Origin of the sequence: Gordonia marina, from assembly GCF_052036135.1 — a bacterium.
In the GTDB taxonomy this organism is placed as follows: Bacteria; Actinomycetota; Actinomycetes; order Mycobacteriales; family Mycobacteriaceae; genus Gordonia.
In genome coordinates this window covers 1-26,547 of sequence record NZ_JBPSDN010000020.1, presented here as the reverse complement: position 1 = coordinate 26,547, position 26,547 = coordinate 1, and the positions used below count along the sequence as shown (strand labels likewise).

Sequence of the window (26,547 nt, the reverse complement as noted above, 5' to 3'; positions counted from 1 at the left end):
TCAGCGGTCGCTCCCCGCGACGTGTGGCATCAGGGCGTCGTCGGGGATCACGCCGAGCCGTCCGGCCTGGTAGTCCTCGAGGGCCTCGATCAGCTGCTGCCGCGTGTTCATGACGAACGGGCCGTAGGAGACGACGGGCTCGCGGATCGGCAGGCCACCGAGAAGCAGCACCTCCATCGCCGGGCGATGCGAGTCCTGCCCGTGGGCGTCGGCGGCGACGGTGATCCGGTCGCCCGTGCCGAGCACGGCGAGCTGGCCGCCGGTGATCGGGCGCCGCTCGGGACCGACGGTGCCGTTGCCGGACAGCACGTAGACCAGCGCGTTGAAGTCGCGGCGCCACGGCACCGAGAGCTGAGCGCCCGGTGCGATGGTCGCATGCGCGAAGGTGATCGGGGTGTGGGTGGCGCCCGGCCCGGTGTGGCCGTCGACCTCACCGGCGACGACGCGCAGCAGCGCCCCGCCGTCGGACGACGACACCAGTGCGGTCGCGCTGCCTTCCAGATTCTGGTAGCGCGGTGCGGCGAACTTGTCCTTGGCCGGCAGGTTGACCCACAGCTGGATGCCGTGGAAGGTGCCGCCGGACTCGACGAGTTCGGCCGGTGGGGTCTCGATGTGCAGGATTCCGGAGCCGGCCGTCATCCACTGGGTGGCGCCGTCGGTGATCAGACCGCCGCCGCCGGCGGAGTCCTGGTGCTGGAAGAGGCCGTCGATCATGTAGGTGACGGTCTCGAAACCGCGGTGCGGGTGCCACGAGGTGCCCTTCGGTTCGCCCGGCTCGTACTCCACCTCGCCCATCTGATCCATGTGGACGAAGGGGTCGAGCGCGGCCGAGGAGACGCCGGCGAAGGCGCGGACCACCGGGAAGCCCTCACCTTCGTAGGCGCGGGGACCGGTGGTGACCGAGACGACGGTGCGTTCGGTTTCGGCCGGAGCGGCGTCGGCCAGGCGGGGCAGGGTCAGGGTGTCGACGGTGATGGCGGGCATGGTGTCCTCCAAAGTAGTTCAGATTTGAAGTATTACACACGACTCAACTGTGTCACGGGACGGTCTATTCCCGGCGGTTCCCGGCCCAATCGCTCCCAACTGAAGTGACAACCGTCATAATCAGAAGCATGGCGAACCCCCTGAACGACCGGCCCGGCCGCGAACGACAGCGCTTGCGCAAGCTCGCGCAGGCCGCGATGAACGCGGACCAGACGGTCGACCAGGTCGAAGGCATCCTCGGCGACATGGGACCGGTGCTGGAAGGACTCTCCACGACGGTCGCTTCCCTCGACGGGTCGATCGACAGCCTGGACGTCACGCTGGAACGGCTCAACACCTCGCTCGACAACGTCGACAGCACCGTCAACCGGATGGCGGGAGTCGTGACCCGGCTGGAACGGATCGTCACGCAGGTGGAGGGCCTCGTCGCGATCGCCGAGACGGCCTTGCGGCCCATCAGCGCCGTCGAGTCCGCGGCGCACGGCGTGGCCGGGCTGCTGGGTTTCGGCGGTAAGACGTCGCGGTCGCCGCGCCCCGCCTTGCCCGTCCGTGACCAGTCGACGCCGGGGGTGGGCGCGTGAGGTCGGAGGAACGCTCGCTGACCGGTTCGCGCGGCCGGACCATCGTGTACGACGTCCATCGCCCCGACGGTGACCCGGTGGGTGTCATCGCCCTGGTGCACGGACTCGGTGAGCACGCCGGCCGGTACGGGCACGTGGTGTCCCGGCTGACCGGCGCCGGTTACCTGGTGGTCGCGCCCGATCACGCCGGACACGGCCGGTCGTCCGGCACCCTCGCCGAGGTGCGGGACTTCGGCGATTTCGGCGACGACCTGCACCGGGTGATCGCCGCGGTGTGGACCGGCGACCTTCCGCTGTACGTCCTCGGACACAGCATGGGCGGCGCGATCGCGCTGCGCTACGCGCTCGACCACCCCGACGACCTCACCGGTCTGGTGCTCTCCGGGCCCGCCGTGATGCCGGGCGACGACCTCTCGCCGCTGATGATCAAGGCGGCGCCGGTGCTCGGGAAGCTGGTGCCGCGGCTGCCCGCGGCCGCGCTGTCGGCGTCGGCGGTGAGCCGCGACCCGGCCGTGGTGGCGGCCTACGAGAACGACCCGCTGGTCTGGCACGGGAAGATCCCGGCCGGGCTCGGCGGCGCACTGATCGGCGCGATGGGGGAGTTCCCCGCACGGCTGCCGACGCTGCGGGTGCCGACCCTGGCGCTGCACGGCGGCCGCGACGTCCTCGCCAACCCCGACGGCACCCGGATGATCGGCGAGCTCGGCGGTGGCGGCGACGTGACCGTGAAGGTCTATCCCGAGCTGTACCACGAGATCTTCAACGAGCCCGAACAGGACGAGGTGCTCGACGACGTGCTCGCATGGCTGGGCGAGCACCCCGCCGGCTGAGCCGGTCGAGCCCGCAGGGCGAGACCGTGTCGAAGCCACTAGTGCCTCCGATCGCCTCGGTCCGTGGCTCCCAGAGGACCTCACCGCCGTGGACCTGACCGCGTTCGCCGTGTGGCTCCGCGCCGCCGTCGCACACCCCCGATCCGCAGGCGCTCTTGATCGAGGCACTGGCCGGGCCGGTGGAGCCGGTCGGCAGGGCCCAGAAGCTGGTCCCCTGTGTCACCGTGGACGCCGGGGAGGTGTCGCTGGCCGATGCGTGGCGGCAGCGCACGGGGGATCGCGGGTCGATGAGTCTCGACTATCAGCTCTAGCTAGTATCATCTGTAACTGATATTCTTGGCCTTGTGAAGAAGTGGGAGGTCGATGTCACGCGCGTAGAGGCGTGGCTCCTCGGCCTCGGTGACGAGGCATACGATCACACCCTCGCCGCGATCGAGTACCTGGAACACCACGGCCCCACCGCCGGACGACCCTACGTGGACCGCGTGGAGGGGTCCGAACACCACAACATGAAAGAGCTGCGATCACGTCCAACGAGCACCGGGGAGGTGGTTCGGGTGCTGTTCGCTTTCGACGCAGAGAGCCGGGCGATCACCCTGGTCGGTGGTGACAAGGCAGGCAACTGGAAGGGGTGGTACGACCAGAACATCCCGATCGCGGATGGACTGTTCACCGCCCACCAGGCTGAAGTCCGCGCACGGGTCGCAGCCAACACTCAGCAGACCAAGAAGCGCAAGAAGAACAGGAGGAAGCGATGACTACCCTTGATGACCTGCGGGCTCACCGCCCCGGAAACCGTGAGCGGATCGACCGCGTTCGGGCCGATATGGAGCGCACCGCCGCGTTCTACCGCCTCGTCCAGCTCCGCGAAGACGCTGGCCTGGTTCAGGCGGACATCGCGGCGATCCTCGGAGTCGGGCAGAACCGTGTGTCGCAGATCGAACGCGGCGACCTGTCCGGCACCAAGGTCTCCACCATCCAGAGGTACGTCGAAGCCGTCGGCGGCGAACTGGAACTGATGGTGAAGAAGCCGGACGGCACCTTGGTTCCGCTGGCAATCTGACCATCTACCGAAGGGTTTGGTCACGCCGAAGTGCAAGATGATTGTGGTCACCTCCGTACTCGACCTCGACCGCGAGATCGAGTTTCAGACGGAGCTACACGGCGAGGAAGGCTGGCGGGTTGAGTCCGTCAACGAGATGAGCGACGAGAAGGTGCGAATCCAGCTCGTCCAAGACTGAGCTGAGGGCGAGGTGCTCGACGACGTGCTCGCGTGGCTGGGCGAGCACCCCGGATCCTCAGTAGCCCGTTGAGCCGGCCGGGCACCACGTCAGTAGCCCGTTGAGCCGGTCGGGCCCCTCAGGGCCCGGCCGTGTCGAAGCGGCCTTCAGTCGGGGGTGCGTTTCGACACGTCTCGCCTATCGGCTCGACGGCTCAACGGGCTGGGCGCGGCTCGACGGGCTGGGGGCGGCTCGACGGGCCATGGGGGCTCGCCGCCTAGAACCAGGCGGGATCGGTGTCGAGCGTCGTGCGGTCGTTCGACGACACCAGGTCGAGCTGAGCCCGGGTCTTGGGCAGTTCATAGGCGAAGAAGTACCGGGCCGCGGCGCGCTTGCCGTCGTAGAAGTCGCCGGTCTTGTCGCCCGCGGCCAGCAGCTGCTCCAGCCACATCCAGGCGACGACGATGTGCCCGGCCGCTTCCAGATACGCGGTGGCGTTCGCCAGGGCGAGCGCCGGATCGCCGGAGGACCAGGCGGCGGCGGTCGCCGCGCCGAGCCGGCCGACGGCGTCGTTCAGCGCGTCCGCGTACCGTGCGGCGTCGCCTCCGGCGTCGCGCGCGGTGGCGACGGTGGCACCGACGGCCTCGGCGAACACGGTGAATCCGGCGCCGCCGTCGATCACCATCTTCCGGCCGAGCAGATCCAGGCCGTGGATGCCGTGGGCGCCCTCGTGGATCGGATTGAGCCGGTTGTCCCGGTAGAGCTGCTCGACGTCGAACTCCTTGGTGTAGCCGTAGCCGCCGTGGACCTGGATCGCGAGGCTGTTGGCCTCCAGGCACCACTGGCTGGGCCAGCTCTTCACGATCGGCGTGAGCACCTCAAGCAGGGTGTGTGCGGCGACCCGGTCCGCCTCCACAGGTGCGGTCATCTCCTCGTCGACCAGCCGCGAGGCGTACAGCCCCAGCGCGAGGGCGCCCTCGGCATAGGCCTTCTGCGCCAGCAGCATCCGCTTGACGTCGGCGTGCTCGATGATCGGCACCGGCGGCACGTCGGCGTTCTTGGCGTCGACCGGACGGCCCTGGACGCGCGTCTTGGCGTACTCGACCGACTGCAGATAGCCGGCGTAGCCGAGTGCGGTCGCCAGGAAACCGACGCCGATCCGTGCCTCGTTCATCATGTTGAACATGTAGCGCAGGCCGTTGTGTTCCTCGCCGACCAGATAGCCGACGGCGCCGGGGCTTCGACCGGGCTCAGCCGGCGACTGGGCGAAGGTGCCGTCGCCGAAGTTCAGCAGGGTGTTGGTGGTGCCGCGGTTGCCCATCTTGTGGTTGAGACCGACCAGGGCGACGTCGTTCCTGGTCCCGTCCGGCAGGACCTTCGGGACGATGAACAGCGAGATGCCCTTCACCCCGGGGCCGCCGCCGGGCGCCTTCGCGAGCACCAGGTGGACGATGTTCTCGGTGATCTCGTGGTCACCGGCCGAGATCCACATCTTGGTGCCGGTGATGCGGTAGGTGCCGTCGCCGGCGGGTACGGCGCGCGTGGTGATGTCGGCCAGCGACGACCCCGCCTGCGGCTCGGACAGGCACATGGTTCCGGAGAAACGGCCCTCGAGCATCGGGCGCACCCAGGTGTCGATCTGTTCGTCGGTGCCGTACTTGGCGAGCAGGTTCGCATTGCCCACGGTGAGGAACGCGTACGACGAGGTCGCGGCGTTCGCGGCCTGGAAGTTGACCATCGACGCGCGAGAAATGGTGTGCGGCAACTGCATTCCGCCCAGCTTCTCGTCGAACGAGCCGGCGTTGAGACCTGCGGCGGAGAACGCGCGCACCGCCTCGGTCACCTCGTCGAGCAGCACGACCTTGCCGTCGGGGCCGATAGACGGCTCGTTCTGGTCCGACTTCTTGTTGTGCGGCGCGAAGAGTTTGGCCGCCATGTCGTGGCTGAGGTCGAGGACGTCGTCGAAGGTCTCCCGGGAGTGCTCGGCGAACCGTTCCCGCTCGGTGAGCTCGGTGACGTTCAGCCATTCGTAGAGGAGGAAGTCGAGGTCGTCGCGAGACATGAAGTCGGCCATGCCTACGAGTCTGACAGATCGCTCGCTCGGTTTCAGATTCCGGCTCGGCGGATCAGCTCACCGGCCAGACGCGGGGAGACGTCGGCGATCGCGCGAAGGAGGACGGTGTAGCGCGGGTAGGTGGCGGGCCGGCCGGTGGCCGCCGCGCGCACGATCCAGCGGGCCGCGTCGTCGACGTCGAGGGCGGGCGCCTCGTCGTACTCGGCGGTCGGCGCGATCATCGGGGTCCGCACCAGCGGGAACCCGACGTTGCTCACGCTGACGCCGGTGCCGCGGCACTCGTCGTCGAGGCTGCGCCCGAACGCGGCGAGGGCGGCCTTCGAGGCGTGATAGGCGCTGAATCGCGGCATCGAGCCGGCGCCGACGCCCCAGGTGACCACGTTGACGATCCGGCCGCGGCGCTGCTGCAGCATGGCGGGCAGGAGCGCGGTGGTCAGCCGCACCGCGCCGAAGTAGTTGACGGCCATGGTGCGCTCGAAGTCGTGGAATCGGTCGACGCTGTCGACGACGGAGCGGCGGATCGAGCGTCCGGCGTTGTTGACCAGGACGTCCGGGGTGCCGAACCGGGCGAGGATGGTCTCGGCGAGGGCCTCGGCCGAGGCGACCTCGGACAGATCCGCGGTGACCGGATGGGCGATTCCGCCGTCGGCGGCGATCGAGTCGCAGACGGCGGCCAGCGCGTCGAGGTTCCGCGCGACGGCGACCACCTCCGCACCGGACCGCGCGAACCGACGGGCCGCGGCTTCCCCGATTCCCGACGATGCGCCGGTGATCACCACCAGGTCGCCCGCGGCATCGGTGTGCTGGAACCCGAGAAGGCGGGGGAGGTCGGTGAGGGTGCGGGCCGGCTGCAGCGCCGTGGTGATCACGGCGCGCACGCCGGGGATCACTTGTACTTCTTGATGATCTTGAAGGCCTCGTCGGCGTCGACGTTCTTGGCCACGAGCTTGCCGTTCTTCACCTTGCGGATGGTATAGAGCTTGGACCGTTTGGCGTCGGCGACGTGCAACCCGACGCCCTTCGCCTTTTTGTTGAGATCTTCCAGCACGTGTGGATGGTAACCCCTCAAGGTGAACAACCGAGACGGGATCGGAACACCTTGTGACCAAGGTCGGTCATGGCAGGTCAACGAGTGTTTCAGCGACCACGGTGATCAGCAGACCTCCACACCGGTGACACCCGAGTTCTCCAGGCGGCGCCCGTAGGAGCCGGGGTACCGATACTTCTTCGAGCAGCCGTCGTAGTAGACGGCGTAGATCACGTTGCCGTGCTCGTCGCGCGGGCGCAGCGATGAGCACGACTGATCCGCGCGCAGGTACTGGGAGCCCTCGTACTTGTCCAAAGCGGCCTGCACTTCGGCGACAGGAGCGTCGCCCAGGGGGCTCTGCACGATGGTGATGATGCGGCCGTCGCACGGCGGTGTGGAGATCGGGGTGGACAGGCCGAGGTCACCGACGCCGCGGGCGGTGGTCGTACCCGGCGGTGCGGGCGGGATCGGGGTCTGTGTCCGGGTGACGGTGCCGGCGGGGGCTTCGCCCGCCGAGGGGGAGGTCGCGGGCGACGTCTCGGTGACGGTCACATCGCCGGCCGCGGTCGTGGTCTGGTGGCTGTCGTCTCCGCGCGGCCACAGCCAGATGCCGACGACGGCGAGTGCCAGCACGGCGATCACCGCGGCGATGGTCAGGAGTGCGGTGTTCGGGGCGTCCCGGCGCGAAGCGGGGTGCCCGGCGGTGCCGACCGGGTGCGGGTACGTCGGGGTGGTGAACCCGGCCGATCCTGTCGCGGGGCGAGTCCCGGCCGGCGTCGGCCCGGTGGGTGCCTCGGCGGTGAACGGCGCTGCCGGCGGCGGCGCGGGCAGCGCCGGGGGCGAGCCGGCGAGGACCCGCCGTGCGTCCGCCGCGAACTCCCCGGTGGTGGGGTACCGCTGCGCCGGGTCCTTCGCGGTCCCACGTGCGATGACGGCGTCGAGCGCGGTACCGGTCGACGGCAGTGGCCGGTGCAGGTGCCCGGCGATGATCTGCTCCATGCTGGTGGCGCCGAACGGCTTGGCGCCGGTGAGACATTCGTAGAGCACGCAGGCGAGGGCGTAGGTGTCGCTGGCCGGGCCGACCGCCGTGCCGGGCGCACCGGCGCCGAATCGCTCCGGCGCCATGTAGTTGAACGACCCGATCGCCGCACCGGTGGCGGTGAGTGAGGTCTGGCCCGCGGACTGGACCAGCCCGAAGTCGACGAGGTAGGCGAAGCCGCCCTTGTCGAGGAGGACGTTCTCCGGTTTGACGTCGCGGTGGGTGAGTCCGGCGTCGTGGGCCGAATCGAGCGCGCCGGCGATCTGCGAGACGATGTCGACGGCCCGCTCGGCCGGCAGAGGTCCCTGTCGCAGGAGTGCCCGGAGGTCGTCTCCGCGGACGATCCGCATGTCCAGGTAGAGCTGGCCGTCGATCTCGCCGTAGTCGTGGATCGGGATGACGTGCGGGTCGTGCAGCTTGGCCGTCGTCTGGGACTCCCGGAGAAAGCGGATGCGGAAGTCGTCGTCGCCGGACAGTTGCGGCGGCAACAGTTTCAGTGCGACGGTGCGGTCCTTGACCGTGTCGACGGCCTCGTAGACCTCGCCCATACCGCCCCGCCCGAGGAGCCGGACTAGGCGGTACGGGCCGAGCTGTGTTCCCCGGCGATCCCCCGTGTTCATAGGGGTCGAGGTTACCGGGTGACCAGCGGTAAGCCCTGTTCCAGGAGGTCGACGGCGGCCAGGAATTCGGCGAGGGTGGCCTCGTCGGGTTCGGCGGCCTGCTCGGCGATCATCATCATCACCCCGGACAGCGCCGCGACGAAGACCCGCAGTTCGAGGGCATCGGCGGGGGTGCCGGTGTAGTCGGCGACGAACTCGACGGCTTCGAGCATCACCCGGTCGGCCTCCAGCTGATACGCCATGCGGAGTACCGGTTCGGTGCGCAGCAGATGCAGCCGTTCGGGATCACTGGCCCAGGGGTCGTCACGGGCCACCTCGAAGAGGTCGGTGAGCATCCGGCGGGCCAGGTCGAAGTGACTCAGACCGGGCGGCACCGCGTCGAGCATCCGCTGCCGAGCTTCGCCGAGGTCATCGGTGACCAGCACCTGCTCCTTGGAGTCGAAGTACCGGAACAGTGTGGTGTGCGAGACCCCGGCGCGCTCGGCGATCTGCGCGACCGTGGTGGCCTGGTAACCCTGCTTGGAGATCAGCTCCAGGGCGGCGGCGCGGATCGCGGCCCGGGTGCGCGCCTTGTGCTCGGCGCGCGACCCGGGCCGGGGCTCGATCACGTGGCGGCCGCCGGGGTGGCCGGGGTCAGTTCGACGGGCTCGGAGGTCTCCTCGCTCAGGCCGCGGTTACGGACCGCGCTGCCCTCGACGTCGAAGTTGAGCACCAGCTTGTCGAGCCAGCGGGGCAGACCCCACGCCTTCTCGCCGAGCAGCGAGATCACCGCGGGCACCACCGTCATCCGGATGATGAAGGCGTCGAAGAAGACCGCGACGGCCATCGCGAAGCCGAGCATCTTGTTGGTGGTCTCCGGCGACAGCATGAACGCGGCGAAGACGCTGATCATGATGATCGCCGCCGAGGTCACCACGCGGGCGCCGTGCCGGTACCCGGCGATGATCGCGTCCTTGGGCGACATGCCGTGCAAGAACTCCTCGCGCATCCGTGTCACCAGGAACACCTGGTAGTCCATCGCCAGGCCGAAGACCACACCCACCAGGAAGATCGGCAGGAACGACAGCAGCGGCTTGGTGTGATCGATCAGGCCGAGGGCGCCGTCGGTGAACACCAGGGTGGTGATGCCGAACGTGGCCAGCACGGAGAAGACGAAGCCGAGCGTGCCGATCAGCGGCACCCAGATCGACCGGAACACCGCGATCATGATGAGGAACGCCAGGCCCACGACCACCGCGATGTACGGGATCAGTGCCTTGTCGAGCTTGGCCGACAGATCGGACATGATCGCGGTCTGGCCGCCGACGTGGATCTCCGCGTGCTGTTCGCGCAGCTGGGGGCTGAGCGCGCGGACCGATTCCATCAGGTCGTGGGTCTGTGGCGCGCTCGGCTTGCTGTTCGGGGTCACCACGATGAGGGCGGTGTCCGCACCGGCGTTCGGATTCTGCTTGTCGGTGCCGTTGCCCATCCAGGCCAGCGACTCGGGCTGGTACACGTCCTTCATGGTCTTGATCCGGGCGACCGCGGCATCGGCGGCCGGAGCCAGGTCCGCGGCGTCGTCGGCGTGGACGACCACGTAGAGCTCGCCGTTGATTCCTTCGCCGAAGCCCTTGGCGACCAGGGATTGCGCGGCGGCCTCCTCATCGGAGTTCATGTCCATGCCGAGCTGCATGCCCTTGACGGGGATGGCAGCGGCGATCAGGATCGCCAGGCCGACGACGATGAACGGGATCGGCTTGGCGACGACGGCGCGGCCGAACTTCACCCCGAGGGTATCGGCGGTGTCGGACTCCTCGGCGTGCTTGATCCACGGGATCTTCGGCAGGAAGGCGAAGCGTCCGACGGCGCCGAGCAGCGCCGGGATCAGGGTGAGGGCGGCGATCACCGCGACCAGGACGGCCAGACCGGCGCCCAGGCCCATCTGGGTGATCAGCGGAATGCCGATCACCATCAGCGCGACCACCGCGATGATGACGGTGAGGCCGGCGAAGACCACGGCGGTGCCCGCCGTGCCGACGGCCCGGCCCGCGGCGTCGGCGGGTGAGCCGCCGCGTTTGAGCTCGGTGCGGTACCGGGTCACGATGAACAGGGCGTAGTCGATCGACACGGCGATACCGAGCATCATGACGATGCCGGTCGCGGTCTGGTTGACGCTCATGAACGTCGCGCTGACCATGAGCAGCATCATCGTCAGGCCGACGCCCACGATGCCGGTGATGAGCGGGATGAAGGCCGCGATCAGGGCGCCGAACGCCACGATCATGACGACGAAGGCCACGGCGAAGCCGAGAACCTCGGCCATGCTCTGTTCCCGCGCCTGCATCAGACTGCCGGTCGCCTCCACCTGGAGGCCGCCGGTGCGGTTGTCCTCCAGGATCTTGACCAGTTTCTCCTTGTCGGCGGCCTTGACGTCCATGAGGTCGACGTCCTGGCTGACCGTGATCAGGCCGATCTTGCCGTCCTTGGACAGCACCTTCTCGGCGATCGCCGGATCGGCCTTGGCCGCGGTCACCGGGTCGGTGATGGTCTGCGGATCGGTCACGCTGGGCAGCTTCGCGAGTTCACCGGTCAGCTTGTTGATCTGCCCGGTGTGGGCGGCCAGGCCGTTCTCCGCGCCGACGACGACGATGGTGCGCGACTTGGTCTGCTGTTCGGAGAGTGCCGGGAAGTTCTTCTGCAACTGCTCCATCGCGATGCCGCCGTCGGTGCCGGGCAGCTCGAAGTCCTTGGCGAACTTGGGATGCAGAGTGAGGACGAGGGTGCTCAAGATCGCCACGACCGCGACCCACGCGGCGAGTACCCACCACTTGTGACGGAAGGAGAACCGGCCGAGCCGGAAGAGAACTGAGGACATGCCAACAAGTGTTACTGAGTAATACTTCCGTCGGCAACGTGATTTCAGCGTGAAGCCGCGCACACCTCGGCGAGGAAGTGACGGATCAGATCGTGGTCCTTGCGTCCGGGCGACGACTCGACGCCGGAGGAGACGTCGACGCCCCACGGCCGCGCCTGCGTGATCGCGGCGGCGACGTTGTCCGGGCGCAGTCCGCCGGCCAGAATCCACAGTCCGTCGGGGCCGTTCTCGGCGAGCGCGCTCAGGTCCCACTGTTCACCGGACCCGGGGCGTGGGGCGTCGAGCAGCAGCGTCTCCTCGCCGTACGCGCCGACGTGCAGGTCGGGGTCGTGGGCGAGGGAGGTGGCGCGCCAGACGCGGCCGAAGAGCGCGGTGGCGGCGGCGAAGTCGTCGCGCGTGTAGGTGCCGTGCAGCTGGAGGATGCTCACGCCGAGGTCGGTGGCGAGTTCGGCCGCGTCGGTGGCGGGCATGTCGTTCACGACCAGGACGGTGTCGACCCGGCCGTCGGCGGCGGCCACGATCCGTCGTGCCAGCTCCGGCGCGATGGCCCGGGGGCTGGTGCGGTTGATCACCACGCCGATCGCGGCGGCGCCCGCGGCGACGGCCACGTCGACGTCGTCGATCGCGGTCAGGCCGCATACCTTGGCGTACATGCCGCCCACTTTACGGCCGCGCGACGCCGGGTTCCGGCGACGGCGGTGCGATCAGGGCGGCGGCGATCGCGGTGGTGAACGGCACCGACAGGGCCAGCGCGATACCGCCGACAAAGGTGCGGGCCAGCTCGATCGCCACCTCTTCGCCGGTCAGGAGCGACGAGAACGGCTGCCCGGCCACCGAGAACAGGAGCAGCAGCGGCAGCGCACTGCCCGCGTACGCGAAGACGAGCGTGTAGACGGTGCTGGCGATGTGGTCGCGGCCGACGCGCATGGCACCGCGGAACGCGCCCAGCCGGGACTGGCCGGGCACGGCGGCCAGCTCGAAGGTGGTCGACGCCTGGGTGATCGTGACGTCGTTCAGCACGCCGAGCGTGCCGATCACGAAGCCGGCCAGGAGCAGCCCGGACAGCGAGAGGGAGCCCTGATACAGCTGCAGGGTCCGGGTGGACTCGCCGGACAGGCCGGTCAGGGACAGTGAGCTGACGGCCGCCTGGCTGAGCCCGGCCGCCAGGACGAGCGAGACCATGGTGCCCAACAGCGCGGAGCTGGTCCGCATGTTGACCCCGTGCGCCAGATAGAGGACGGGGAACAGGATGGCGGCCGACGAGACGAGCGCCACGCCCACCACCGAGTGCCCGTCGAGGATCGACGGCAGCGTGAAGTAGCCGAGCACGCCGAACGCGAAGACCAGTCCGATCACCGCCCGCAGTCCGCGCCAGGTCGCGACGGCCACCACCGCCACCACGAAGGCGAGCGCCCACCAGATCAGCGGAGTGCCGCGCTGATAGTCGTAGAAGGCGTAGCGGAGCGTGCCCGACGGATCGGTGATGACGGAGAGCCGCAGATGGTCGTCGAGGTGCAGGTCGGGCTGTCCGGCCATCGGCGCGTTCGGGTCCAGTCCCTTGGTGGAGGGCTGGCCGGGGACGTCGTCGGTCTGGGTGCGGTTGGTGGCGATGGACAGCACCACGTACTGCCCCTGCTGCGCCCCCGAGGTGAGCCGGGTGACCGAGGCGATGCAGGGCCCGCCGGTCGCCGCGATCGCCGGATACGCGGTGGTCGCGGTGCCCGGGGTCAGCGTTCCGCAGTCGGCGCGCGACTGCGAGATCACCGTGGCGTCGACCGTCCGGATCGGCCCGCCGTCGGCCGCCTGGAACGGGATCGGCAGCGGTCGTTCGGCGTGGCTCGGCCAGAGCAGGATCGCGCCGATCACCGTCGCCAGCGCGGCCAGGACCAGCAGACCGACGACGGCCGGCCGGGAGTAGCGGGCGAGGTTCTCCACCGGTCCCGTCGCGTGGACGTGGCCGGCGTGCGTGTGGCCACCGGGCGCCGGGCCCGGCGATGCGCCGGGCGGCGGGCCGCTCGCGGCCGGTGAGTCCGCGGGCTCGGGGAGACGGTGGCTCACACGCTCGACGGTAGCCGATCAGCCGAACGTGACGGTCGCCTGCTTGTCGTTCATCACCACGACCGGGGTGATCGGGGAGAAGCCGGCCTCGCGGATCTTGTCCAGGTCCACCTCGAGCAACGGCTGCCCGGCGCTCACGGTGTCGCCGGCCTTGACGAGCGGCGAGAAGCCGTCGCCCTTCATCTTGACGGTGTCCAGGCCGACGTGGATCAGGATCTCGGTGCCGTCGGCCAGCCTCAGCCCGAGCGCGTGACCGGTCGGGAACACGGTCACCACGGTGGCGTCGGCGGGGGCGACGACGAGACCGGCGGCCGGGTCGACGGCCAGGCCGGGGCCCATCATGCCGCTGGCGAAGACCTTGTCGGGGACCGCGTCGAGCGCGAGGACCTCGCCCGGGATCGGCTGCTGCAGGACGACGGTCTTGCCGGTGGCGGGCTCGTCGGCGTCGTCCTCGGGCGTGTCGTCCTCGGGGGCCGGCTTGTCGAGCACCGCGGTGGTCACCGGTGCGGCGGCGCGGCCCGCGATGAGGTCTTCCATCGCGTCCTTCACGAACTGGACGCGCGTCCCGTAGATCACCTGGATCGAGTGCCCGCCGGGCTTCATGGTGCCGGCGGCGCCCGCCTTCTTGAGCGCGGCCTCGTCGACCACCGAGGTGTCGGCGAGTTCCATGCGAAGCCGGGTGGCGCAGTTGTCGAGGCTGGTGATGTTCGCGGCGCCGCCCAGGGCGTCGATGAAGCGGGCGGCGGTGCCGAGGAACGGGCTGTCGCCGCCGTTGTCGAGTTCTTCCTCGACGAAGTCGGCGTCGTCCTCGCGGCCCGGCGTCTTGAGGTTGAACTTCAGGATCACCCAGCGGAACACCACGAAGTAGATGACGAACCAGCAGACGCCCATCACCAGGATGATCCACGGGTTCTCGGCCAGCGGGTTGGTCCAGTTCAGCACCAGGTCGACGAAGCCGCCGGAGAAACCGAAGCCCATGCGGACCGGCAGCAGCTGGCTGATCGCCATCGAGATGCCCATGAACAGCGCGTGCAGCACGTACAGGAACGGTGCCAGGAACATGAATGAGAACTCGAGCGGCTCGGTGACGCCGACGAAGAACGACGCGACCGCGCCGGACAGCAGGATGCCGTAGGCCACCTTCTTCTGGGTGGGCTTGGCCGTGGTGTACATGGCCAGGGCGGCGCCGGGCAGGCCGAACATCATGATCGGGAAGAAGCCGGTCATGTACTGGCCGGTGACGCCGAAGACGCCCGGGCCGTCGCTGCCCTGGAGGAAGTTGCCGAGGTCGTTGATGCCGGCGACGTCGAACCAGAACACCGAGTTCAGCGCGTGGTGCAGGCCGAACGGGATCAGCAGGCGGTTGAAGAAGCCGTACAGGCCGGTGCCGAGGGCGCCGAGGTCGACGATCCACTCGCCGAAGTTGACCAGGCCGGTGTAGATCAGCGGCCAGAGGAACAGCAGGATCAGGGCGACGATCAGGGAGACGCCCGCGGTCACGATCGCGACGCTGCGGCGGCCGGAGAAGAACGACAGCGCGTCGGGCAGCTGGACGTCCTTGAAGCGGTTGTAGCAGAGCGCGCCGATGATGCCGCACAGGATGCCGATGAACGCGTTCTGGAAGGCGCCGGGCGCGAACGCGGCGTTGACGTCCGGTGATTGCAGAACGAAGTGCCCGTTCTGTTCGGCGATCTGCTGGCCGGCCGTGACGGCCGTCCCGTCGGCGACCGGCGTCGAGGTGAAGCCCTTGCCCAGGAGGTTCATCACCGAGCTCGGCGCGAGCAGACTGGTGATCACCAGCCAGGACACCAGGCCGGCCAGGGCCGACGTGCCGTCGGACTTCTCGGCCATACCGATCGCGACACCGACGGCGAAGAGTAGGGCGAGGTTGCCGACGACGGCGAGACCGGCGGTGGTGAGGAAGGCCTCGACCACGTTCGGGCCGGCCGCGCCCTTGATCCAGTTGCCGATACCGACCAGGATCGCGGCGACCGGCAGCACAGCCACCGGCAGCATGATTGATTTGCCGAGGTTCTGAAGGAACTTCATCATTTGTCGGGTGACCGCCTGCTCTGGGTGGACATATGCGACGCACACGCTATCTGGTGCGAGTGCCCGCTGAGGCCCGATTCCTCAGGTTGGTATCAGGATGAGTGCCCGGCCGTCCGGCCGCGCGGTGACCCGGACTCCGAGATAGTCGTCGATGTGCCGCTCGGCGGGCAGATCCGTCGCGTGCGGGCCGACCGCGACCACCGGCATTCCGGCGGCATGAGCGGCGGCGATGCCGGCGGGGGAGTCCTCGAAGACCAGGCAGTCGGCCGGGTCGACGTGCAACGCGGCCGCGGCGGCGAGGAAGCCTTCGGGGTCGGGCTTGCTGCGGGTCACCTTCTCCGCGGTGATCGAGAGCTCCGGCAGCGCCATCCCGGCCGCACCCATCCGGGCGGTGGCCAGCCCGGTGTCGGCCGAGGTGACCAGCGTGTGCCGGACGTCGTGCAGGGCGGCGAGGAATTCCGGGGCGCCGGGTATCGCGACCACCCCGTCGAGGTCGGTGGTCTCGACCTTCAGCAGGGCGTCGTTCTCGGCGACGTTGACCTCGCGCGGCCGGTCGGGAAGCAGTTCCGCCATGGTCTCGTGACCCTGCCGCCCGTGGCAGACGGCCAGGACGGCCGCCGGGTCCAGGCCGTGCTCGTGTGCCCAGGCGGTCCAGACACGTTCGACGACGGCGGTGGAGTCCACCAGGGTGCCGTCCATGTCGAGGAGGACCGCGCCGACGTCGAACGTGTCTGTCATGGTGCCGAGCCTACGGCGACGCGGTGCCGCCCGCGACGATGTTCACGGTGACCGGACCGGCGCCGTCGGCCTTGATCGAGACGGTCGGGCCGTCCGTCGGGCCGACCACCGAACCGCCGTCGACGGTGATGGCCGGGTGCCCGCGGTAGTGCAGCGCGGGCACCGCGATGACCGTCGGCGCACTGATCGCGCGGTTCGGCCGATAGGTGTAGCGGAAGGCGCCGGTGTTCTCGTCGTACGACATCGACAGCGGCGCGCCCGCGGTGGCCTGCGGGTACGTGCGCACCAGGTGTTTGGCCACGTCGGCGCCGAATCGCTGACCGGAGCTCAGGTGCCAGTAGATCCAGCCGGCCATCCGCTCATCGGCGCGGGTGACGGTGTTGCCGATGACCGTCGGGTCGATGTCACCGAACTCGGTGACCACCACCGGCCGGCGGGTGCGGGCCTTGACCAGGTCGATGTTGCTCCAGGTGTGGTCGTGCTGGAGCGGGCACAGGCTGCGCAGCTGCTCGGGCAGGCCGAGGTAGATGCCCAGCTGCGACGGGATGCAGTAGTCGTGCGGGGAGATCACGACATTGGGCGAGGCGATCTTGCTCAGGCCCAGGTAGCTCGGCATCAGCTGGTTCCAGGTGACGTTCGGCTCCCACCAGACCGGAACCGCGGGATTGGCGGCCTGGATCCGGGTGGTCAGCTTGTTCATCACCGACTGGTACTGCTGGTCGAACAGCGGGCAGCCGACCGGGAAACAGGTCAGTGCCGCGGTGCCGGGCCACGGCTCGTTGAACAGTTCGATGCCGGCGACGCCCGGCTTGCCCTTGACCGCGTCGGCGACGGCGGCGAGCGCGGTGCCGAGGTAGTCGATCACGCCGTTCTTGTTGCTCCAGACCTCGTCCCAGCCCTGATTCATGCTCGGCATCAGGTAGTAGAGCGGGAACCCGGGGTTGGGTTCCCAGCCGGCCGGGCGCGCGGTGAGGGACCAGGCCGGGAAGCCGTTGCCGCCCCAGATCGACGACAGGCCGTCCTGGTGGTTGTCGATGAGGGTGTAGATCCCCTTCGCCGCGAGCAGGTCGACCACCGCGACGATGCGATCGATGAAGGCGTGGTCGATCCGGCCGCGTTCGGGCATCAGGCCGTCGAACGAGACACCGAGGCGGACCACGTTGAGGCCCTGGTCGGCGAGGTACTGGGCGTCGTTCTCGGTGAGCGTGAAGCCGTCGTTCAGCTGGACGTACGGCGGTTCCTTGTCGACGTTGTTGACGCCGTGCAGGAGCACGGTGCGGCCCTGTGCGTCGACGATGGCACCGCCGCGCGCGGTGAGCTGGCTCAGCGGGGTAGCGGCCCGCGCGGGTGGCGCCGCGAGCAGAACGGGGAGGACGAGCAGGGCTGCCAGGACGAGGGCGAGCCGCCGGAGGACGGTGGTCATGGTCGATCTTTCTCCAGTCGTGTCACCTGAATTGGGGACTATGCGAGAAGTCTCGCGTTACTGAAGAGTCGGGTGTTACTTGTGTGGTCGAGTCGATGCGTCACGGTGACCGATTTGAGATGAGATGACGGAATCCTGGCAGATCGAGAATCGTAGAAGGGCGCGCCGATGACGCCGATCGCACAGTTGGCGATCATCCAGGTGGGGATTCCGCTGCTGCTGATCCTGCTCAACGCGGTGGTGCCGGCGTCGTCGTGGTGGGCGCTCGGCCTGCGCGCACTGCTGCTGGCCACCGGGCTGGCCTGGCTGATCCTCGGCGGCACGTGGCTGTATCCGCCGTGGTGGACGCCGTTCGTGCTGGTCGTTCTGGCGCTCGCGAGCTTCGTCCGGCCGGTGCTGCGGCTGTCGCGCCGGGGGACCACCCGGCGGCGCGGCTGGCGGTGGTCGGAGACGACGATCGTGGCGCTGCTCGTGGTGGCGGTCGTCGCACTGCTGGTGGTGCCCGCCGCGGCGGGTCGTTCCCAGCCGCCGGGGGCGGTCGACATCGCCGAACCGCTCGACCCGGGTGCGTACTACGTCACCAGTGGTGGGTCCCGCTCCGCCGTGAACCGGCACCTGCTGACATCCGATTCGGATCAGTGGCGTGGGCAGCGCCGCGGCGTCGATCTGGTCAAGGTCGACGGCCTGGGGCGTCGTGCGCATGGGATCGCGCCGGCCGATCCGGCCGCGTACTACATCTACGGTGCGCCGGTGATCTCCCCGTGCGTCGGGACGGTCGCCGAGACGCGCGCCGACCTGCCGGACCATCGGGTTCCGGACACCGACAGCGACAACCCGGCCGGAAACTATGTGCTCGTCTCCTGCGGCGACTACGAGGTGCTCCTCGCGCATCTGCAGCACGAGAGCGTCGTGGTGCGGGCCGGTGACCACGTCGAGATCGGCGTTCCGCTCGGCAAGGTCGGGAACAGCGGCGACGCGGCGGAACCGCACCTGCACGTCCATGCGCAGCGGCGGTCGCCGGATCCGGCGAAGCCCTTCGCCGGAGACCCGCTGTGGCTCACCATCGACGGACACTTCCCGGTGCGGAATCGGCTCCTCCGGCTGTAGTCAGCGTGCGATGCGTTCGCACAGGGCGTCGAGGTGGGTTCGGCTGAGCCGACGTGCCGCGTCGCCGTCGTGGGCGGCGATCGCCTCGGTGAGCTGCTCGTGTGCGCCGCGGTCGGCGTCGTCATCCATGCCGGCGCCGAGGGCGAGCATGTCGATCATCGCCTGCCGGAGCCGGGGAACGAAAGAGTCGAAGAGCTCGAGCAGTACGGGATTGTCTGCGGCCTCGACGACGGCGCGGTGGTAGCGCATGTCCGCGTCGACGTAGTCGGCGGCGGATTCCCGGTGGCGCTCGCGGTCGGCGAGGGTGCGCCGGATGGCGCGCAACGCCTGCGGTGAGCGACGCTGTGCGGCCAGGTAGGCGGCCTCGGCTTCGATGGCCGTGCGAGCCTCGATCACCGCGGCGATCTCGGCCCGCTGCAACACGGTGTTCCAGTCCTCGGCAGCGTCGAGCGCCGTGACGAACACTCCGGCTCCCTGTCTCGTTTGCAGGACGCCCTTGCCTGCGAGCTGCCGGATGGCCTCCCGGACCGTGGAACGACCGACCCCGAGCTGCGGCCCGAGGGTCGTTTCACCGGGGATCTTGGCTCCGAGCGGCCACTCCCCGGCGCGGATCCGGTCCAGCAGCAGCTCGGCCGCCTGATTCGCGAGTGGAGTTCTTTTGACCTGGCTCACCGTAACCTCAATTGTCTACTTGTCTGAGGAGTTGTGTAGAGTCCGTCTCGTCCCTGGCAGGGGAGATCGAGAGGAACATCATGGATTCGACCGTAGCGCCCGAACGGCGCCGCGCACAGTTGTGGGTGCTGACTGCGACGCACGCCGCCAACGACTTCTACACCGGGGCGGTGGCCGCGCTCCTTCCGTTCTTCGTGCTGCACGCGCACTACTCGTATGCGGCGGTCGCGGGCATCACACTGGCGGCGACCGCCTTGTCGAGCATCGCGCAACCGGGCTTCGGTTATCTGAGTGACCGGTACGGGCTCGGCTGGATCAGCCTCGCCGGACTGCTGGCCGCGGGCGCCGGTGTCGCGCTGAGCGGGTTCTTCTCATCGTCGTACATCGTGGTGTGGGCACTCATCGCGATGTCGGGAATCGGGGTGGCCGCCTATCATCCGGCCGCGACCATGCAGGCCCGTGAGGCCGGCGGCGGCACGACGGCCGCGATGAGTCTGTTCTCCGTCGGCGGCAACGCCGGGGTGGCACTCGCGCCCGCCGCGGCGGTCGCCGTGGTCGGTGCGTTCGGGCTGCGGGGGACCGGGCTGTTGATCGTGCCGGCAGTCGTGCTCGCGCTGGCGTATTTCGTCGTCGCGCGGCATCAGCTGTTCCGGCGGGTGAGACCCCGGGATGTCGCGGTCGCCGCGCACACCGATCTGCGCGACGACTGGCGGGCCTTCGGCTGGCTCACCGCGGTGCTCGCCACCTGGTCTGTCGCCTACGTGGGCACCTCGACCTTCGTCGTGCTGTACTGCGTCGCGCGCTTTCACTCCACGCCCGACTACGCGTCGATCGCCCTGACGGTGTTCCCCGCCGCCGGCGCGGTCGGCACGCTGGCGGGCGGGTGGCTCTCGGACCGGGTGGGCCGGCTGCCGGTCTTGCGCTGCGGCTACCTGGCCGGGGTCGGCGGTATCGTCGCGATCGTTCTCGCGCCGTCCCCGCTGGTCGTCTTCGTGGCGACCGGCGCGCTCGGGCTGGCGCTGTTCGCGCCGTTCGCCGGGCAGATCACCCTCGCGCATTCGTATCTGCCGAACCGGATCGGCGTGGCCAGCGGGGTCACGCTCGGGCTCACCCTGTCGCTGGGCGGTGTGGTCAGCCCGTTGCTGGGCATGATCGCCGACGGTGTGGGCGTGCGCTGGGTCTTCGTCATTCTCGCGGCGCTGCTCGCGGTCGGGTTCGGCACCTCGTTCGTGCTGGCCGAACGGGCGCCCGCGCAGATCGAGGTCGTCGACGTCCCCGGCGACGCCGAGGCGGCGCCGGCTACTTCCGTGACGTAGCGGCGATCGCGGTCAAGCCGCCGATCATCGTGACGTTCTTCAGGAACTGCACCTGCTGCTGTCCGCGGACCGCGGGGTCGTCGGAGGTCCAGAAGGCGTGACCGGCGAGGGTGGTCGGGACCAGCGAGGCGATGAGGCCGAGCGCCGCGGCGCGCGGCAGGACCCCGGCGGCGAGCAGGGCGCCGCCGACGGCCTGCGCGGCACCGTTGGCGCGCACGACCATCTCGTCGTCGACGGGGATCGGCACCACCTTGCGCAGCGGATCGAGCACCGGCTTGGCCATGTCGACGCGCGGGCCGGGTGCGGTGGCGGCGGCGTAGCCGAGCTTGACGAAGGGCAGTCCGGTCAGGGCGCGGCCGGCGATGTCGAACAGGCTCATGGTTCTCCTCGGTTCTCGATGTCGTTTCGAGGGTACCGAACACCCCGCCTATCCGGACTTCGGTCCGCTATAGCTGGAGTCGCCCGGGTTCAGGTGAGCAGTCGAGTGCGGAGCGCGGTGATGGTCGGCTGATCGATCCGCAGGCCGTGGCGGACATAGCGATCCATCGATCCGTAGAGCCGCTTGACCTGGTCGAACGCCGCGTTCAGCCACGACAGCTCCACGGCGTCGTCGCGACCGAGGTAGGTGTTCGACTTCAGGAAGTCCGCGTCGATGGTGGCCCGCGGGACGCCGAGGATGCTCAGCAGGATCGCCGCGCCCCAGCCGGTGCGATCCTTGCCCGCGCTGCAGTGGAAGACGGTGCCGCCGTCGGTGTTGCGGGCGATCGCCACCAGCAGGTCGTGGAAGGCGACATCGGATCCGTGATAGCTGACCATGAACGGATAGCCGAGGCTCTGGCCGACGTTCGACGACCCCGTCGTGTAGTAGTCGATCAGCCCGCGGCCGAGCGTGAGCGGGACCGGCTCGTGGAACCAGATCCCGTTGGTGAAGCTCACCACGTCGGCGACCTGGTAGCGCACCCCCGGAGGCAACTGATCGGGTTCGTCCTTGCGTTCCTGGACATTGCGGAGGTCGACGGCGAGCGTGATCGAGGCGTCGGTGATCTTCTGCTTATCGGACGGTGTGAGATCGCTCAGCTTGTTCGACCGGAACACCAGGCCCTCGCGGACGGTCCTGCCGTCGGAGGTCTGATAGCCGCCGAGGTCGCGGAAGTTCGACGCCCCCTCGAGTCGGGGCGCGGCGTGTACTTCCGCGGGAGCGAGGATGGACACGCCGAGGAGGAGGCCGACGGCGGCGAGGACGGCGGCGAATCGTGCACGCATCGCGGATTCCTTTGCGGATCGTCTGTCCCCTGAGCGAGGGACAATTGTCCGCTCAGACTACAAAGCGGGCCCGGCGCGCGCGAGAGTTCAGCCGTTCGACGACCGGTCTTCCGGGATCGGTGTTGTCGATGACGATGGACGCGCGTGACCTCGGCTGCCGTTCGGCGAGGTAGATACGACATGCGGCCATGTAGCGCGACTCGAACGCGATGCGTGCGGCGGCCTCGCCACCGAGGGCATCGGCGTCGCGCGTCACTCCGCGGGCGATCGCGGCGGATTCGTCGCTGTGGAGATAGATCACGTCGTCCCACAGACCGTCGAGTTCTGGACGCTGGATGAACGTCGCATCGAAGATGACGATCGAGTTCGCCGCCGCGACGGCTGTGGCGCCGGTGATCACCTCGTCCGACGCCAGGTCATGAACCTTGGTCGCGTACCGTCGCGATCCATCCGGACCGAGGGGCCGCAAGACCTCGGACGCCAGGGAGTCGAAGTCGTACGCGTCGTCGTAGTACCCGCGCGCCGACGATCGTCCCTGCCGGTAGCGCCGCGCACGCGCGTGATGGAATCCGTCCGAGTCGATGAAGACGACCGGGCGGCCGGAACCCTGGATCACCGCGGTGAGCGTGCGGGCGAACGTCGACTTCCCGGCACCGCACACCCCGTCGACGCCGACGCGCCAGGGACGGCCGGGGTCGGCGGCGATCAATTCTGCGGAAATCCGCTCGATGATCCGGACGGATGGAGTCTGCATGGCGCTATTCTGCCTGGGCGGCGGTGTGGACGAGCGGTCTCGTCGGCCACCCCCGAATATCAGGTGACGACGGGAATGGTCCCTCGTGAGCCGATATTCGGGGGTGGCCGACGTGGTCGGTCGCCCGAACCCGAGTGGGCCCGCCGCCCCACGACTGCTCGTAGGGTGGGCGTGTGCGGATTCCCGACGGTCTCGAAGCCCAGCGGCGGCTGGGGCCGGACTGGGTGTCGTGGCTGGACCGACTCCCCAGACTGTGCGACGAGCTGCTGGCCGAATGGCGCTTGACCCTGGACGGCGACGCCCTGCACTGCTTCGCGTCGGTCGTGATCCCGGTCCGCGCGGACGACGACACCGAGGCCGTCCTCAAGGTCGGCTTCGACGGTGCCGAGGAGTCCGCGCAGGAGCATCTGGCGCTGCAGATATGGGCCGGTGACGGTGCCGTCCGGATGTACCGCGCCGATCCGGCCCGGCGCGCCATGCTGCTCGAGCGGCTCGGCCACGAGGATCTGTCCGGCGAATGGGACTTGCAGGCATGCGAGATCGTCGCGTCGTTCTATCCGCGACTGCACCGCCCGGCCCCGCGCCGATTCCCCGCGCTGCCTGACCTGCTGGCGCGGTGGCTCGACGCGATGGACGCCGGCGCGCACGAATTGCCGGTGCCGCGCCGGCTGATCGACCGCGCACTCGTACGCGGACGGGAGTTCGTGGCCGATCCGGATTCGGCCGGGACGATCGTGCACGGCGATCTGCACTACGGGAACGTCCTTGCCGCTCAGCGGGAGCCGTGGCTGGTGATCGACCCGCAGCCTCTCTCCGGCGACCCGCACTACGAGGTGGCGCCGCTGCTCTGGAACCGCTGGGCCGAGATGGACGGCTACCTGCGCGAATCGATCCGGCGGCGTTTCTTCGCGGTCGTGGAAGCGGCCGGGTTCGACGACGAGCGTGCCCGCGACTGGGTGATCGTCCGCATGATGCTGAACGCGCACTGGGCTGTCGACGATGCGCGACGTGTGAATCGCCAGCTGGACGACGCCGAGCGTGAGTGGATCACGCGGTGCATCAGCGTGGCCAAGGCGGTGCAGTAGTGCCCCCGGTCGGGCTCGAACCGACACTCGGCGGATTTTAAGAACTTACGGCGGGCTTTTCCTGGGGTTTCGCCGACCTGCGCCGACGACTCGAATCGGCTTGAAAATACCCGACCCCGAACGCAGCGCCCCGGCTGCCGTCACCATCGGCCCCGCCGTGCCCGGCCAAGTGGCGGCCATTGTGCGGACTTGAATTCTCGGTCCCGTCCTCGAAGCCGGAGACGCCCGTCAGCACCGTCTCCGATGGAGCTAGGCGGCAGGAACCGCGCCCCGAACGCCGGGACCGTACCCGAGCGCCGAAGCCGATAGGCCTCAAGGGCTGGCTGGATACGCAGACGTTGAAGGTCAAGCAGGGGCGGATGAAGCAGCGCACGGTGGGCGACTACGAACGCCTGTTGAAGCACGACGTGCTACCGACGTTTGGCGGCATGGCCGTCGCCGCGATCACGCCCCGGCTATGCGAGGAATTCCTGACTAACCTGGTCGCCCGACCCTCGCGCCAGAACTGCGGCGAGCAGCTGAGCCCGGCGTCGGTGAAGCACGTTTGGACCGTGTTGCGTCGAGTGCTGAAGTGCGCGGTGCAGCATGGCGCGCTCGACGCCAACCCGTGTGACCGCGTGGACTTCCAGACCAACCGCGCGACCGGCGACCGCGAGAGTTTCGAGCACCACCCGCTGACCGCTGCGCAAGTCGGCGCGCTGTCCGCTGCTGTCGCTGGCGAGGTTGGCGACCTGCCCGCCTACCCGATCTATGCGCTGATGGTGGAGTTCTTGGCCTATAGCGGCCTGCGCGCTGCCGAGAACACAGGGCTGGAGGTTGGCGACCTAGAGTTCACCACCGGCCCCGGCCAGACGCGCTGCACCGTCCACGTCACGCGCACCAAGGAGCGGCGTAACAAGGAATGGCAGGTCGGCACCACGAAGTCCAAGAAGTCGCGGCGCTCGGTACCGTTGCCGCCCTGGCTTGCGGCGAAGCTCTGGACGTACCTCGCTGAGGTCCACCCGAACGCCGCCGACTTGACCGCTCCACTGTGGCCGAGCCGCAAGAATGGCGGTGGCTTCCGCGCCAAGGGCGCGCGGTACGCCGTGCCGCACGACTGGACGCAGCCCCTGGCGATGGGGACGTTCTACGACACGATCATGAAGCCTGCGCTGGTTGCTGTCGGCCTACCCGCGAGCGCCCCGGCTACCCGCCATCGGCCCGCTCAGCGCGGCGTCCGGCTCCATGACCTGCGGCACACGTTCGCCACAATGCAGCTATCGGCAGGTATGCACTTCATGCAAGTCTCAAAGTGGTTGGGGCACAGCACCTTTACCCTCACGCTCGACACATACGGCGATTGGGTACCGACCGAAGACGGCGGCGCGCTCAACAACCTGCCAGCACCGACGTACGCCGCGACTGCCGACGTCCAGCCGGCCAACGTGACACCGCTATTCGGCGGGTGATGAGACAGCACAGGAGTTGCCGACATGCTCACCAACCATCGCGGCAAGCTGGTCAACGCTATTCCTGATCTTCGCCGACCAGTCAAAGATCGCCCTGCTCGCTTCACTCACCTCGCCGAGGTGCACTTCTCCGTTGGCGTCGACAGCGACCTCTGGAGGTTCTGCGACGGCGGCATGCCAATTCAGGAGCATGTGGGCGACCCCTTTCTGGCACGTGTAGGCGAGGTCAGAGCACAGAGTCGAGATTTCCCGCGTTGAGACGAGTCGTAGGCGAGCGGCACTCGCATGGACCTCCGCCGCGCGCTGCGTCAGTCCCGACACCATGTCAGCACTCAGTGGGCGAGAGGTGGTCACTATGCTGATGGTCTGGGAAATCTCCGTGGCAGCACTAATGGCAACAACTGCGTCATTGATAGTCGCGTCTCTATGCGCCTGGTCAATTTGGTCTTTTCGAGACTTTTCAAGCGCGCGCCAGTTCTGCTGGATCTGCCACCAAACACCACCGAGCGCAATGACGGCAACAAGGACGGAACTCAAGAATGGTAGCCACAGTTGCCACATCGGCGTAGCCACCTGATTGACCAGTTCGATCTTCTGCACGTCTGCCAGGGTCATGCCGCACATGGTGCCACGGACGAATGACAAAGCGGACGACCGCCCGCCCTGGCTATAGGCCGTTGAGCGCCGCGCAGTCAGTCGGCCAGGGGCAGGCCGTCCAGCAGTGCGCCGGGCGTGGTGCGTAAGCCAGCAGCGATCTTGACGACGCTCTCGACTCGACTGCTGCGCTGGCCGCGCTCGACCCGGCCGAGTTGGGTCCAGTGAATCCCGATGTGCTCGGCGGCTTGCTCCTGGCTCCAGCCGAGTTCTTCGCGCCGTGCGCGGACGCGCTCGCCAAGCTCCGCCACGAGGGCGTTGAGCGGCGGCTTCACGGGACCAGGCACGGCTACCTAGCTCATACGGCCTAGCCGTATCGGGCCAGAGCCAAGGAGTCATGTCAGCAGGTGCTAGATTCGCGGAAGACCTACGAACTACGCGGATGGGGCGGAACAGATGAAGCGAACCTTGGCGGTCGGCGTCAGTGCGATGGCAGCCGTGGCGGTGCTCGCGGGCTGTGGCAGCAGCGATGGCGGCGAGACGAAACCGAAGTTCCCGCTGTCGGGCCTACAGGACTACGAGAATCCCGATCAGATCGCTGCCGATCTTAAGGAGGGTGGTCTGCCCTGCGGCCGTTTCGAGCAGAGTTCTGGCAGCCGGTACGCCGCCGGGTCTGCAGACGGCGGTGTCAACTCGTGGAAGCAACGTTGTCCTTCAGTAGGCGTTCGAAGACTTCCCGTGGAGTGTAGAAGCCCAGGCACTGCCGTGGCCGCTCGTTGAGCTCGCGGGCGATCGCTTCGAGGTACAG

At 68.7% G+C, this 26,547-nt stretch carries 28 protein-coding genes and 1 pseudogene; 10 read left to right on the top strand and 19 right to left on the bottom strand.

Annotation, left to right across the window (positions count from 1 at the left end; genetic code table 11):
• Complete coding sequence (locus ACSEEN_RS13580; protein WP_247866659.1) at nucleotides 1-984, bottom strand: pirin family protein; 984 nt, start codon at nucleotides 982-984, stop codon at nucleotides 1-3.
• Between the two features lie 128 nt (nucleotides 985-1,112).
• On the opposite strand from ACSEEN_RS13580, the gene ACSEEN_RS13575 reads away from it, so the two are divergent.
• The 6 genes from ACSEEN_RS13575 to ACSEEN_RS13550 all read left to right on the top strand — a co-directional run bounded on the left by ACSEEN_RS13575 (nucleotide 1,113) and on the right by ACSEEN_RS13550 (nucleotide 3,636).
• Entirely contained in the window at nucleotides 1,113-1,565 is a 453-nt protein-coding gene (locus ACSEEN_RS13575; protein WP_440713446.1) for a hypothetical protein, read from the top strand.
• Entirely contained in the window at nucleotides 1,562-2,395 is an 834-nt protein-coding gene (locus tag ACSEEN_RS13570; protein ID WP_440713445.1) for an alpha/beta hydrolase, read from the top strand. Before ACSEEN_RS13575 ends, ACSEEN_RS13570 begins: the two co-directional genes overlap by 4 nt.
• 155 nt (nucleotides 2,396-2,550) lie before the next feature.
• Entirely contained in the window at nucleotides 2,551-2,706 is a 156-nt protein-coding gene (locus ACSEEN_RS13565; protein WP_440713444.1) for a hypothetical protein, read from the top strand.
• Nucleotides 2,707-2,739: 33 nt separating this feature from the next.
• Nucleotides 2,740-3,153 (top strand): type II toxin-antitoxin system RelE/ParE family toxin, encoded by a 414-nt coding sequence (locus ACSEEN_RS13560; RefSeq protein ID WP_440713443.1) that lies wholly within the window; start codon nucleotides 2,740-2,742, stop codon nucleotides 3,151-3,153.
• A complete protein-coding gene (locus ACSEEN_RS13555) occupies nucleotides 3,150-3,458 on the top strand; it encodes an XRE family transcriptional regulator (protein WP_440713442.1) in 309 nt (102 codons plus the stop codon). The genes ACSEEN_RS13560 and ACSEEN_RS13555 overlap by 4 nt, the downstream gene beginning before the upstream one ends.
• Before the next feature lie 37 nt (nucleotides 3,459-3,495).
• Nucleotides 3,496-3,636, top strand: a complete 141-nt coding sequence (locus ACSEEN_RS13550) for a hypothetical protein (protein WP_440713441.1) — start codon at nucleotides 3,496-3,498, stop codon at nucleotides 3,634-3,636.
• A gap of 256 nt (nucleotides 3,637-3,892) precedes the next feature.
• On the opposite strand, the gene ACSEEN_RS13545 is transcribed toward ACSEEN_RS13550, so the two are convergent.
• From ACSEEN_RS13545 to ACSEEN_RS13495, 11 genes are all read right to left on the bottom strand, one after another.
• Nucleotides 3,893-5,689, bottom strand: coding sequence for an acyl-CoA dehydrogenase (locus ACSEEN_RS13545; RefSeq protein ID WP_440713440.1), 1,797 nt, complete (start codon nucleotides 5,687-5,689; stop codon nucleotides 3,893-3,895).
• A 32-nt stretch (nucleotides 5,690-5,721) separates the two neighbouring features.
• On the bottom strand, nucleotides 5,722-6,579 hold the full coding sequence (locus ACSEEN_RS13540; RefSeq protein ID WP_440713439.1) for an SDR family NAD(P)-dependent oxidoreductase: 858 nt from the start codon (nucleotides 6,577-6,579) through the stop codon (nucleotides 5,722-5,724).
• Nucleotides 6,576-6,737, bottom strand: a complete 162-nt coding sequence (locus tag ACSEEN_RS13535; protein ID WP_247866669.1) for a hypothetical protein — start codon at nucleotides 6,735-6,737, stop codon at nucleotides 6,576-6,578. Before ACSEEN_RS13535 ends, ACSEEN_RS13540 begins: the two co-directional genes overlap by 4 nt.
• 105 nt (nucleotides 6,738-6,842) lie before the next feature.
• A complete protein-coding gene (locus ACSEEN_RS13530) occupies nucleotides 6,843-8,375 on the bottom strand; it encodes a serine/threonine-protein kinase (protein WP_440713438.1) in 1,533 nt (510 codons plus the stop codon).
• A gap of 11 nt (nucleotides 8,376-8,386) precedes the next feature.
• A complete protein-coding gene (locus tag ACSEEN_RS13525) occupies nucleotides 8,387-8,983 on the bottom strand; it encodes a TetR/AcrR family transcriptional regulator (protein WP_440713437.1) in 597 nt (198 codons plus the stop codon).
• Entirely contained in the window at nucleotides 8,980-11,229 is a 2,250-nt protein-coding gene (locus ACSEEN_RS13520) for an MMPL family transporter (protein ID WP_440713436.1), read from the bottom strand. Before ACSEEN_RS13520 ends, ACSEEN_RS13525 begins: the two co-directional genes overlap by 4 nt.
• A 44-nt stretch (nucleotides 11,230-11,273) precedes the next feature.
• A complete protein-coding gene (locus tag ACSEEN_RS13515) occupies nucleotides 11,274-11,882 on the bottom strand; it encodes a phosphoribosylanthranilate isomerase (protein ID WP_440713435.1) in 609 nt (202 codons plus the stop codon).
• A 10-nt stretch (nucleotides 11,883-11,892) separates the two neighbouring features.
• Nucleotides 11,893-13,287: a YibE/F family protein gene (locus tag ACSEEN_RS13510; protein ID WP_440713434.1), complete on the bottom strand. Its 1,395-nt coding sequence runs from the start codon at nucleotides 13,285-13,287 to the stop codon at nucleotides 11,893-11,895.
• Between the two features lie 18 nt (nucleotides 13,288-13,305).
• Nucleotides 13,306-15,339: an N-acetylglucosamine-specific PTS transporter subunit IIBC gene (nagE, locus tag ACSEEN_RS13505; protein WP_440713433.1), complete on the bottom strand. Its 2,034-nt coding sequence runs from the start codon at nucleotides 15,337-15,339 to the stop codon at nucleotides 13,306-13,308.
• An 81-nt stretch (nucleotides 15,340-15,420) separates the two neighbouring features.
• Nucleotides 15,421-16,077 carry an HAD-IA family hydrolase gene (locus ACSEEN_RS13500; protein ID WP_440713432.1) on the bottom strand — a complete coding sequence of 219 codons (657 nt, stop codon included), beginning with the start codon at nucleotides 16,075-16,077 and terminating at the stop codon, nucleotides 15,421-15,423.
• A 10-nt stretch (nucleotides 16,078-16,087) separates the two neighbouring features.
• Complete coding sequence (locus tag ACSEEN_RS13495) at nucleotides 16,088-17,500, bottom strand: endoglycoceramidase I (RefSeq protein ID WP_440713431.1); 1,413 nt, start codon at nucleotides 17,498-17,500, stop codon at nucleotides 16,088-16,090.
• A 168-nt stretch (nucleotides 17,501-17,668) separates the two neighbouring features.
• On the opposite strand from ACSEEN_RS13495, the gene ACSEEN_RS13490 reads away from it, so the two are divergent.
• The gene (locus ACSEEN_RS13490; protein ID WP_440713430.1) at nucleotides 17,669-18,607 is read left to right on the top strand and encodes a M23 family metallopeptidase; all 939 of its coding nucleotides are present in this window, start codon (nucleotides 17,669-17,671) and stop codon (nucleotides 18,605-18,607) included.
• Here the strand turns inward: ACSEEN_RS13490 and ACSEEN_RS13485 are convergent, their stop codons facing one another.
• Nucleotides 18,608-19,279, bottom strand: a complete 672-nt coding sequence (locus ACSEEN_RS13485; RefSeq protein WP_298441336.1) for a FadR/GntR family transcriptional regulator — start codon at nucleotides 19,277-19,279, stop codon at nucleotides 18,608-18,610.
• An 80-nt stretch (nucleotides 19,280-19,359) separates the two neighbouring features.
• Here ACSEEN_RS13485 and ACSEEN_RS13480 point away from each other — a divergent pair, with 80 nt between their 5' ends.
• A complete protein-coding gene (locus ACSEEN_RS13480) occupies nucleotides 19,360-20,595 on the top strand; it encodes an MFS transporter (RefSeq protein WP_440713429.1) in 1,236 nt (411 codons plus the stop codon).
• On the opposite strand, the gene ACSEEN_RS13475 is transcribed toward ACSEEN_RS13480, so the two are convergent.
• The 3 genes from ACSEEN_RS13475 to ACSEEN_RS13465 all read right to left on the bottom strand — a co-directional run bounded on the left by ACSEEN_RS13475 (nucleotide 20,579) and on the right by ACSEEN_RS13465 (nucleotide 22,612).
• Complete coding sequence (locus ACSEEN_RS13475) at nucleotides 20,579-20,974, bottom strand: DoxX family protein (protein WP_247866691.1); 396 nt, start codon at nucleotides 20,972-20,974, stop codon at nucleotides 20,579-20,581. The genes ACSEEN_RS13480 and ACSEEN_RS13475 overlap by 17 nt on opposite strands.
• Before the next feature lie 89 nt (nucleotides 20,975-21,063).
• Nucleotides 21,064-21,858, bottom strand: coding sequence for a tyrosine-protein phosphatase (locus ACSEEN_RS13470; protein ID WP_440713428.1), 795 nt, complete (start codon nucleotides 21,856-21,858; stop codon nucleotides 21,064-21,066).
• A 52-nt stretch (nucleotides 21,859-21,910) separates the two neighbouring features.
• Nucleotides 21,911-22,612 (bottom strand): nucleoside/nucleotide kinase family protein, encoded by a 702-nt coding sequence (locus ACSEEN_RS13465; RefSeq protein WP_440713427.1) that lies wholly within the window; start codon nucleotides 22,610-22,612, stop codon nucleotides 21,911-21,913.
• A gap of 173 nt (nucleotides 22,613-22,785) precedes the next feature.
• On the opposite strand from ACSEEN_RS13465, the gene ACSEEN_RS13460 reads away from it, so the two are divergent.
• Nucleotides 22,786-23,697: an aminoglycoside phosphotransferase family protein gene (locus ACSEEN_RS13460; RefSeq protein WP_440713426.1), complete on the top strand. Its 912-nt coding sequence runs from the start codon at nucleotides 22,786-22,788 to the stop codon at nucleotides 23,695-23,697.
• Nucleotides 23,698-23,876: 179 nt separating this feature from the next.
• The gene (locus tag ACSEEN_RS13455; RefSeq protein ID WP_440713425.1) at nucleotides 23,877-25,145 is read left to right on the top strand and encodes a tyrosine-type recombinase/integrase; all 1,269 of its coding nucleotides are present in this window, start codon (nucleotides 23,877-23,879) and stop codon (nucleotides 25,143-25,145) included.
• Here the strand turns inward: ACSEEN_RS13455 and ACSEEN_RS13450 are convergent.
• The 3 genes and pseudogenes from ACSEEN_RS13450 to ACSEEN_RS13440 all read right to left on the bottom strand — a co-directional run.
• Entirely contained in the window at nucleotides 25,131-25,760 is a 630-nt protein-coding gene (locus tag ACSEEN_RS13450) for a hypothetical protein (protein ID WP_440713424.1), read from the bottom strand. The genes ACSEEN_RS13455 and ACSEEN_RS13450 overlap by 15 nt on opposite strands.
• Nucleotides 25,761-25,837: 77 nt before the next feature.
• Nucleotides 25,838-26,074 carry a helix-turn-helix domain-containing protein gene (locus ACSEEN_RS13445; protein ID WP_440713423.1) on the bottom strand — a complete coding sequence of 79 codons (237 nt, stop codon included), beginning with the start codon at nucleotides 26,072-26,074 and terminating at the stop codon, nucleotides 25,838-25,840.
• A 353-nt stretch (nucleotides 26,075-26,427) separates the two neighbouring features.
• Nucleotides 26,428-26,547: pseudogene (locus tag ACSEEN_RS13440) on the bottom strand (IS30 family transposase); the annotation flags it as partial.

Excerpts from the sequence above, each read along its gene's own strand:
- ACSEEN_RS13515 (WP_440713435.1), bottom strand. The coding sequence starts at position 11,882 with ATGTACGCCAAGGTATGCGGCCTGACCGCGATCGACGACGTCGACGTG.
- ACSEEN_RS13470 (WP_440713428.1), bottom strand. The coding sequence starts at position 21,858 with ATGCGTGCACGATTCGCCGCCGTCCTCGCCGCCGTCGGCCTCCTCCTC.
- ACSEEN_RS13550 (WP_440713441.1), top strand. The coding sequence starts at position 3,496 with ATGATTGTGGTCACCTCCGTACTCGACCTCGACCGCGAGATCGAGTTT.
- ACSEEN_RS13465 (WP_440713427.1), bottom strand. The coding sequence starts at position 22,612 with ATGCAGACTCCATCCGTCCGGATCATCGAGCGGATTTCCGCAGAATTG.
- ACSEEN_RS13545 (WP_440713440.1), bottom strand. The coding sequence starts at position 5,689 with ATGGCCGACTTCATGTCTCGCGACGACCTCGACTTCCTCCTCTACGAA.
- ACSEEN_RS13580 (WP_247866659.1), bottom strand. The coding sequence starts at position 984 with ATGCCCGCCATCACCGTCGACACCCTGACCCTGCCCCGCCTGGCCGAC.
- ACSEEN_RS13555 (WP_440713442.1), top strand. The coding sequence starts at position 3,150 with ATGACTACCCTTGATGACCTGCGGGCTCACCGCCCCGGAAACCGTGAG.
- ACSEEN_RS13475 (WP_247866691.1), bottom strand. The coding sequence starts at position 20,974 with ATGAGCCTGTTCGACATCGCCGGCCGCGCCCTGACCGGACTGCCCTTC.
- ACSEEN_RS13490 (WP_440713430.1), top strand. The coding sequence starts at position 17,669 with ATGACGCCGATCGCACAGTTGGCGATCATCCAGGTGGGGATTCCGCTG.
- ACSEEN_RS13575 (WP_440713446.1), top strand. The coding sequence starts at position 1,113 with ATGGCGAACCCCCTGAACGACCGGCCCGGCCGCGAACGACAGCGCTTG.
- ACSEEN_RS13500 (WP_440713432.1), bottom strand. The coding sequence starts at position 16,077 with ATGACAGACACGTTCGACGTCGGCGCGGTCCTCCTCGACATGGACGGC.
- ACSEEN_RS13530 (WP_440713438.1), bottom strand. The coding sequence starts at position 8,375 with ATGAACACGGGGGATCGCCGGGGAACACAGCTCGGCCCGTACCGCCTA.
- ACSEEN_RS13450 (WP_440713424.1), bottom strand. The coding sequence starts at position 25,760 with ATGACCCTGGCAGACGTGCAGAAGATCGAACTGGTCAATCAGGTGGCT.
- nagE (WP_440713433.1), bottom strand. The coding sequence starts at position 15,339 with ATGATGAAGTTCCTTCAGAACCTCGGCAAATCAATCATGCTGCCGGTG.
- ACSEEN_RS13480 (WP_440713429.1), top strand. The coding sequence starts at position 19,360 with ATGGATTCGACCGTAGCGCCCGAACGGCGCCGCGCACAGTTGTGGGTG.
- ACSEEN_RS13495 (WP_440713431.1), bottom strand. The coding sequence starts at position 17,500 with ATGACCACCGTCCTCCGGCGGCTCGCCCTCGTCCTGGCAGCCCTGCTC.
- ACSEEN_RS13520 (WP_440713436.1), bottom strand. The coding sequence starts at position 11,229 with ATGTCCTCAGTTCTCTTCCGGCTCGGCCGGTTCTCCTTCCGTCACAAG.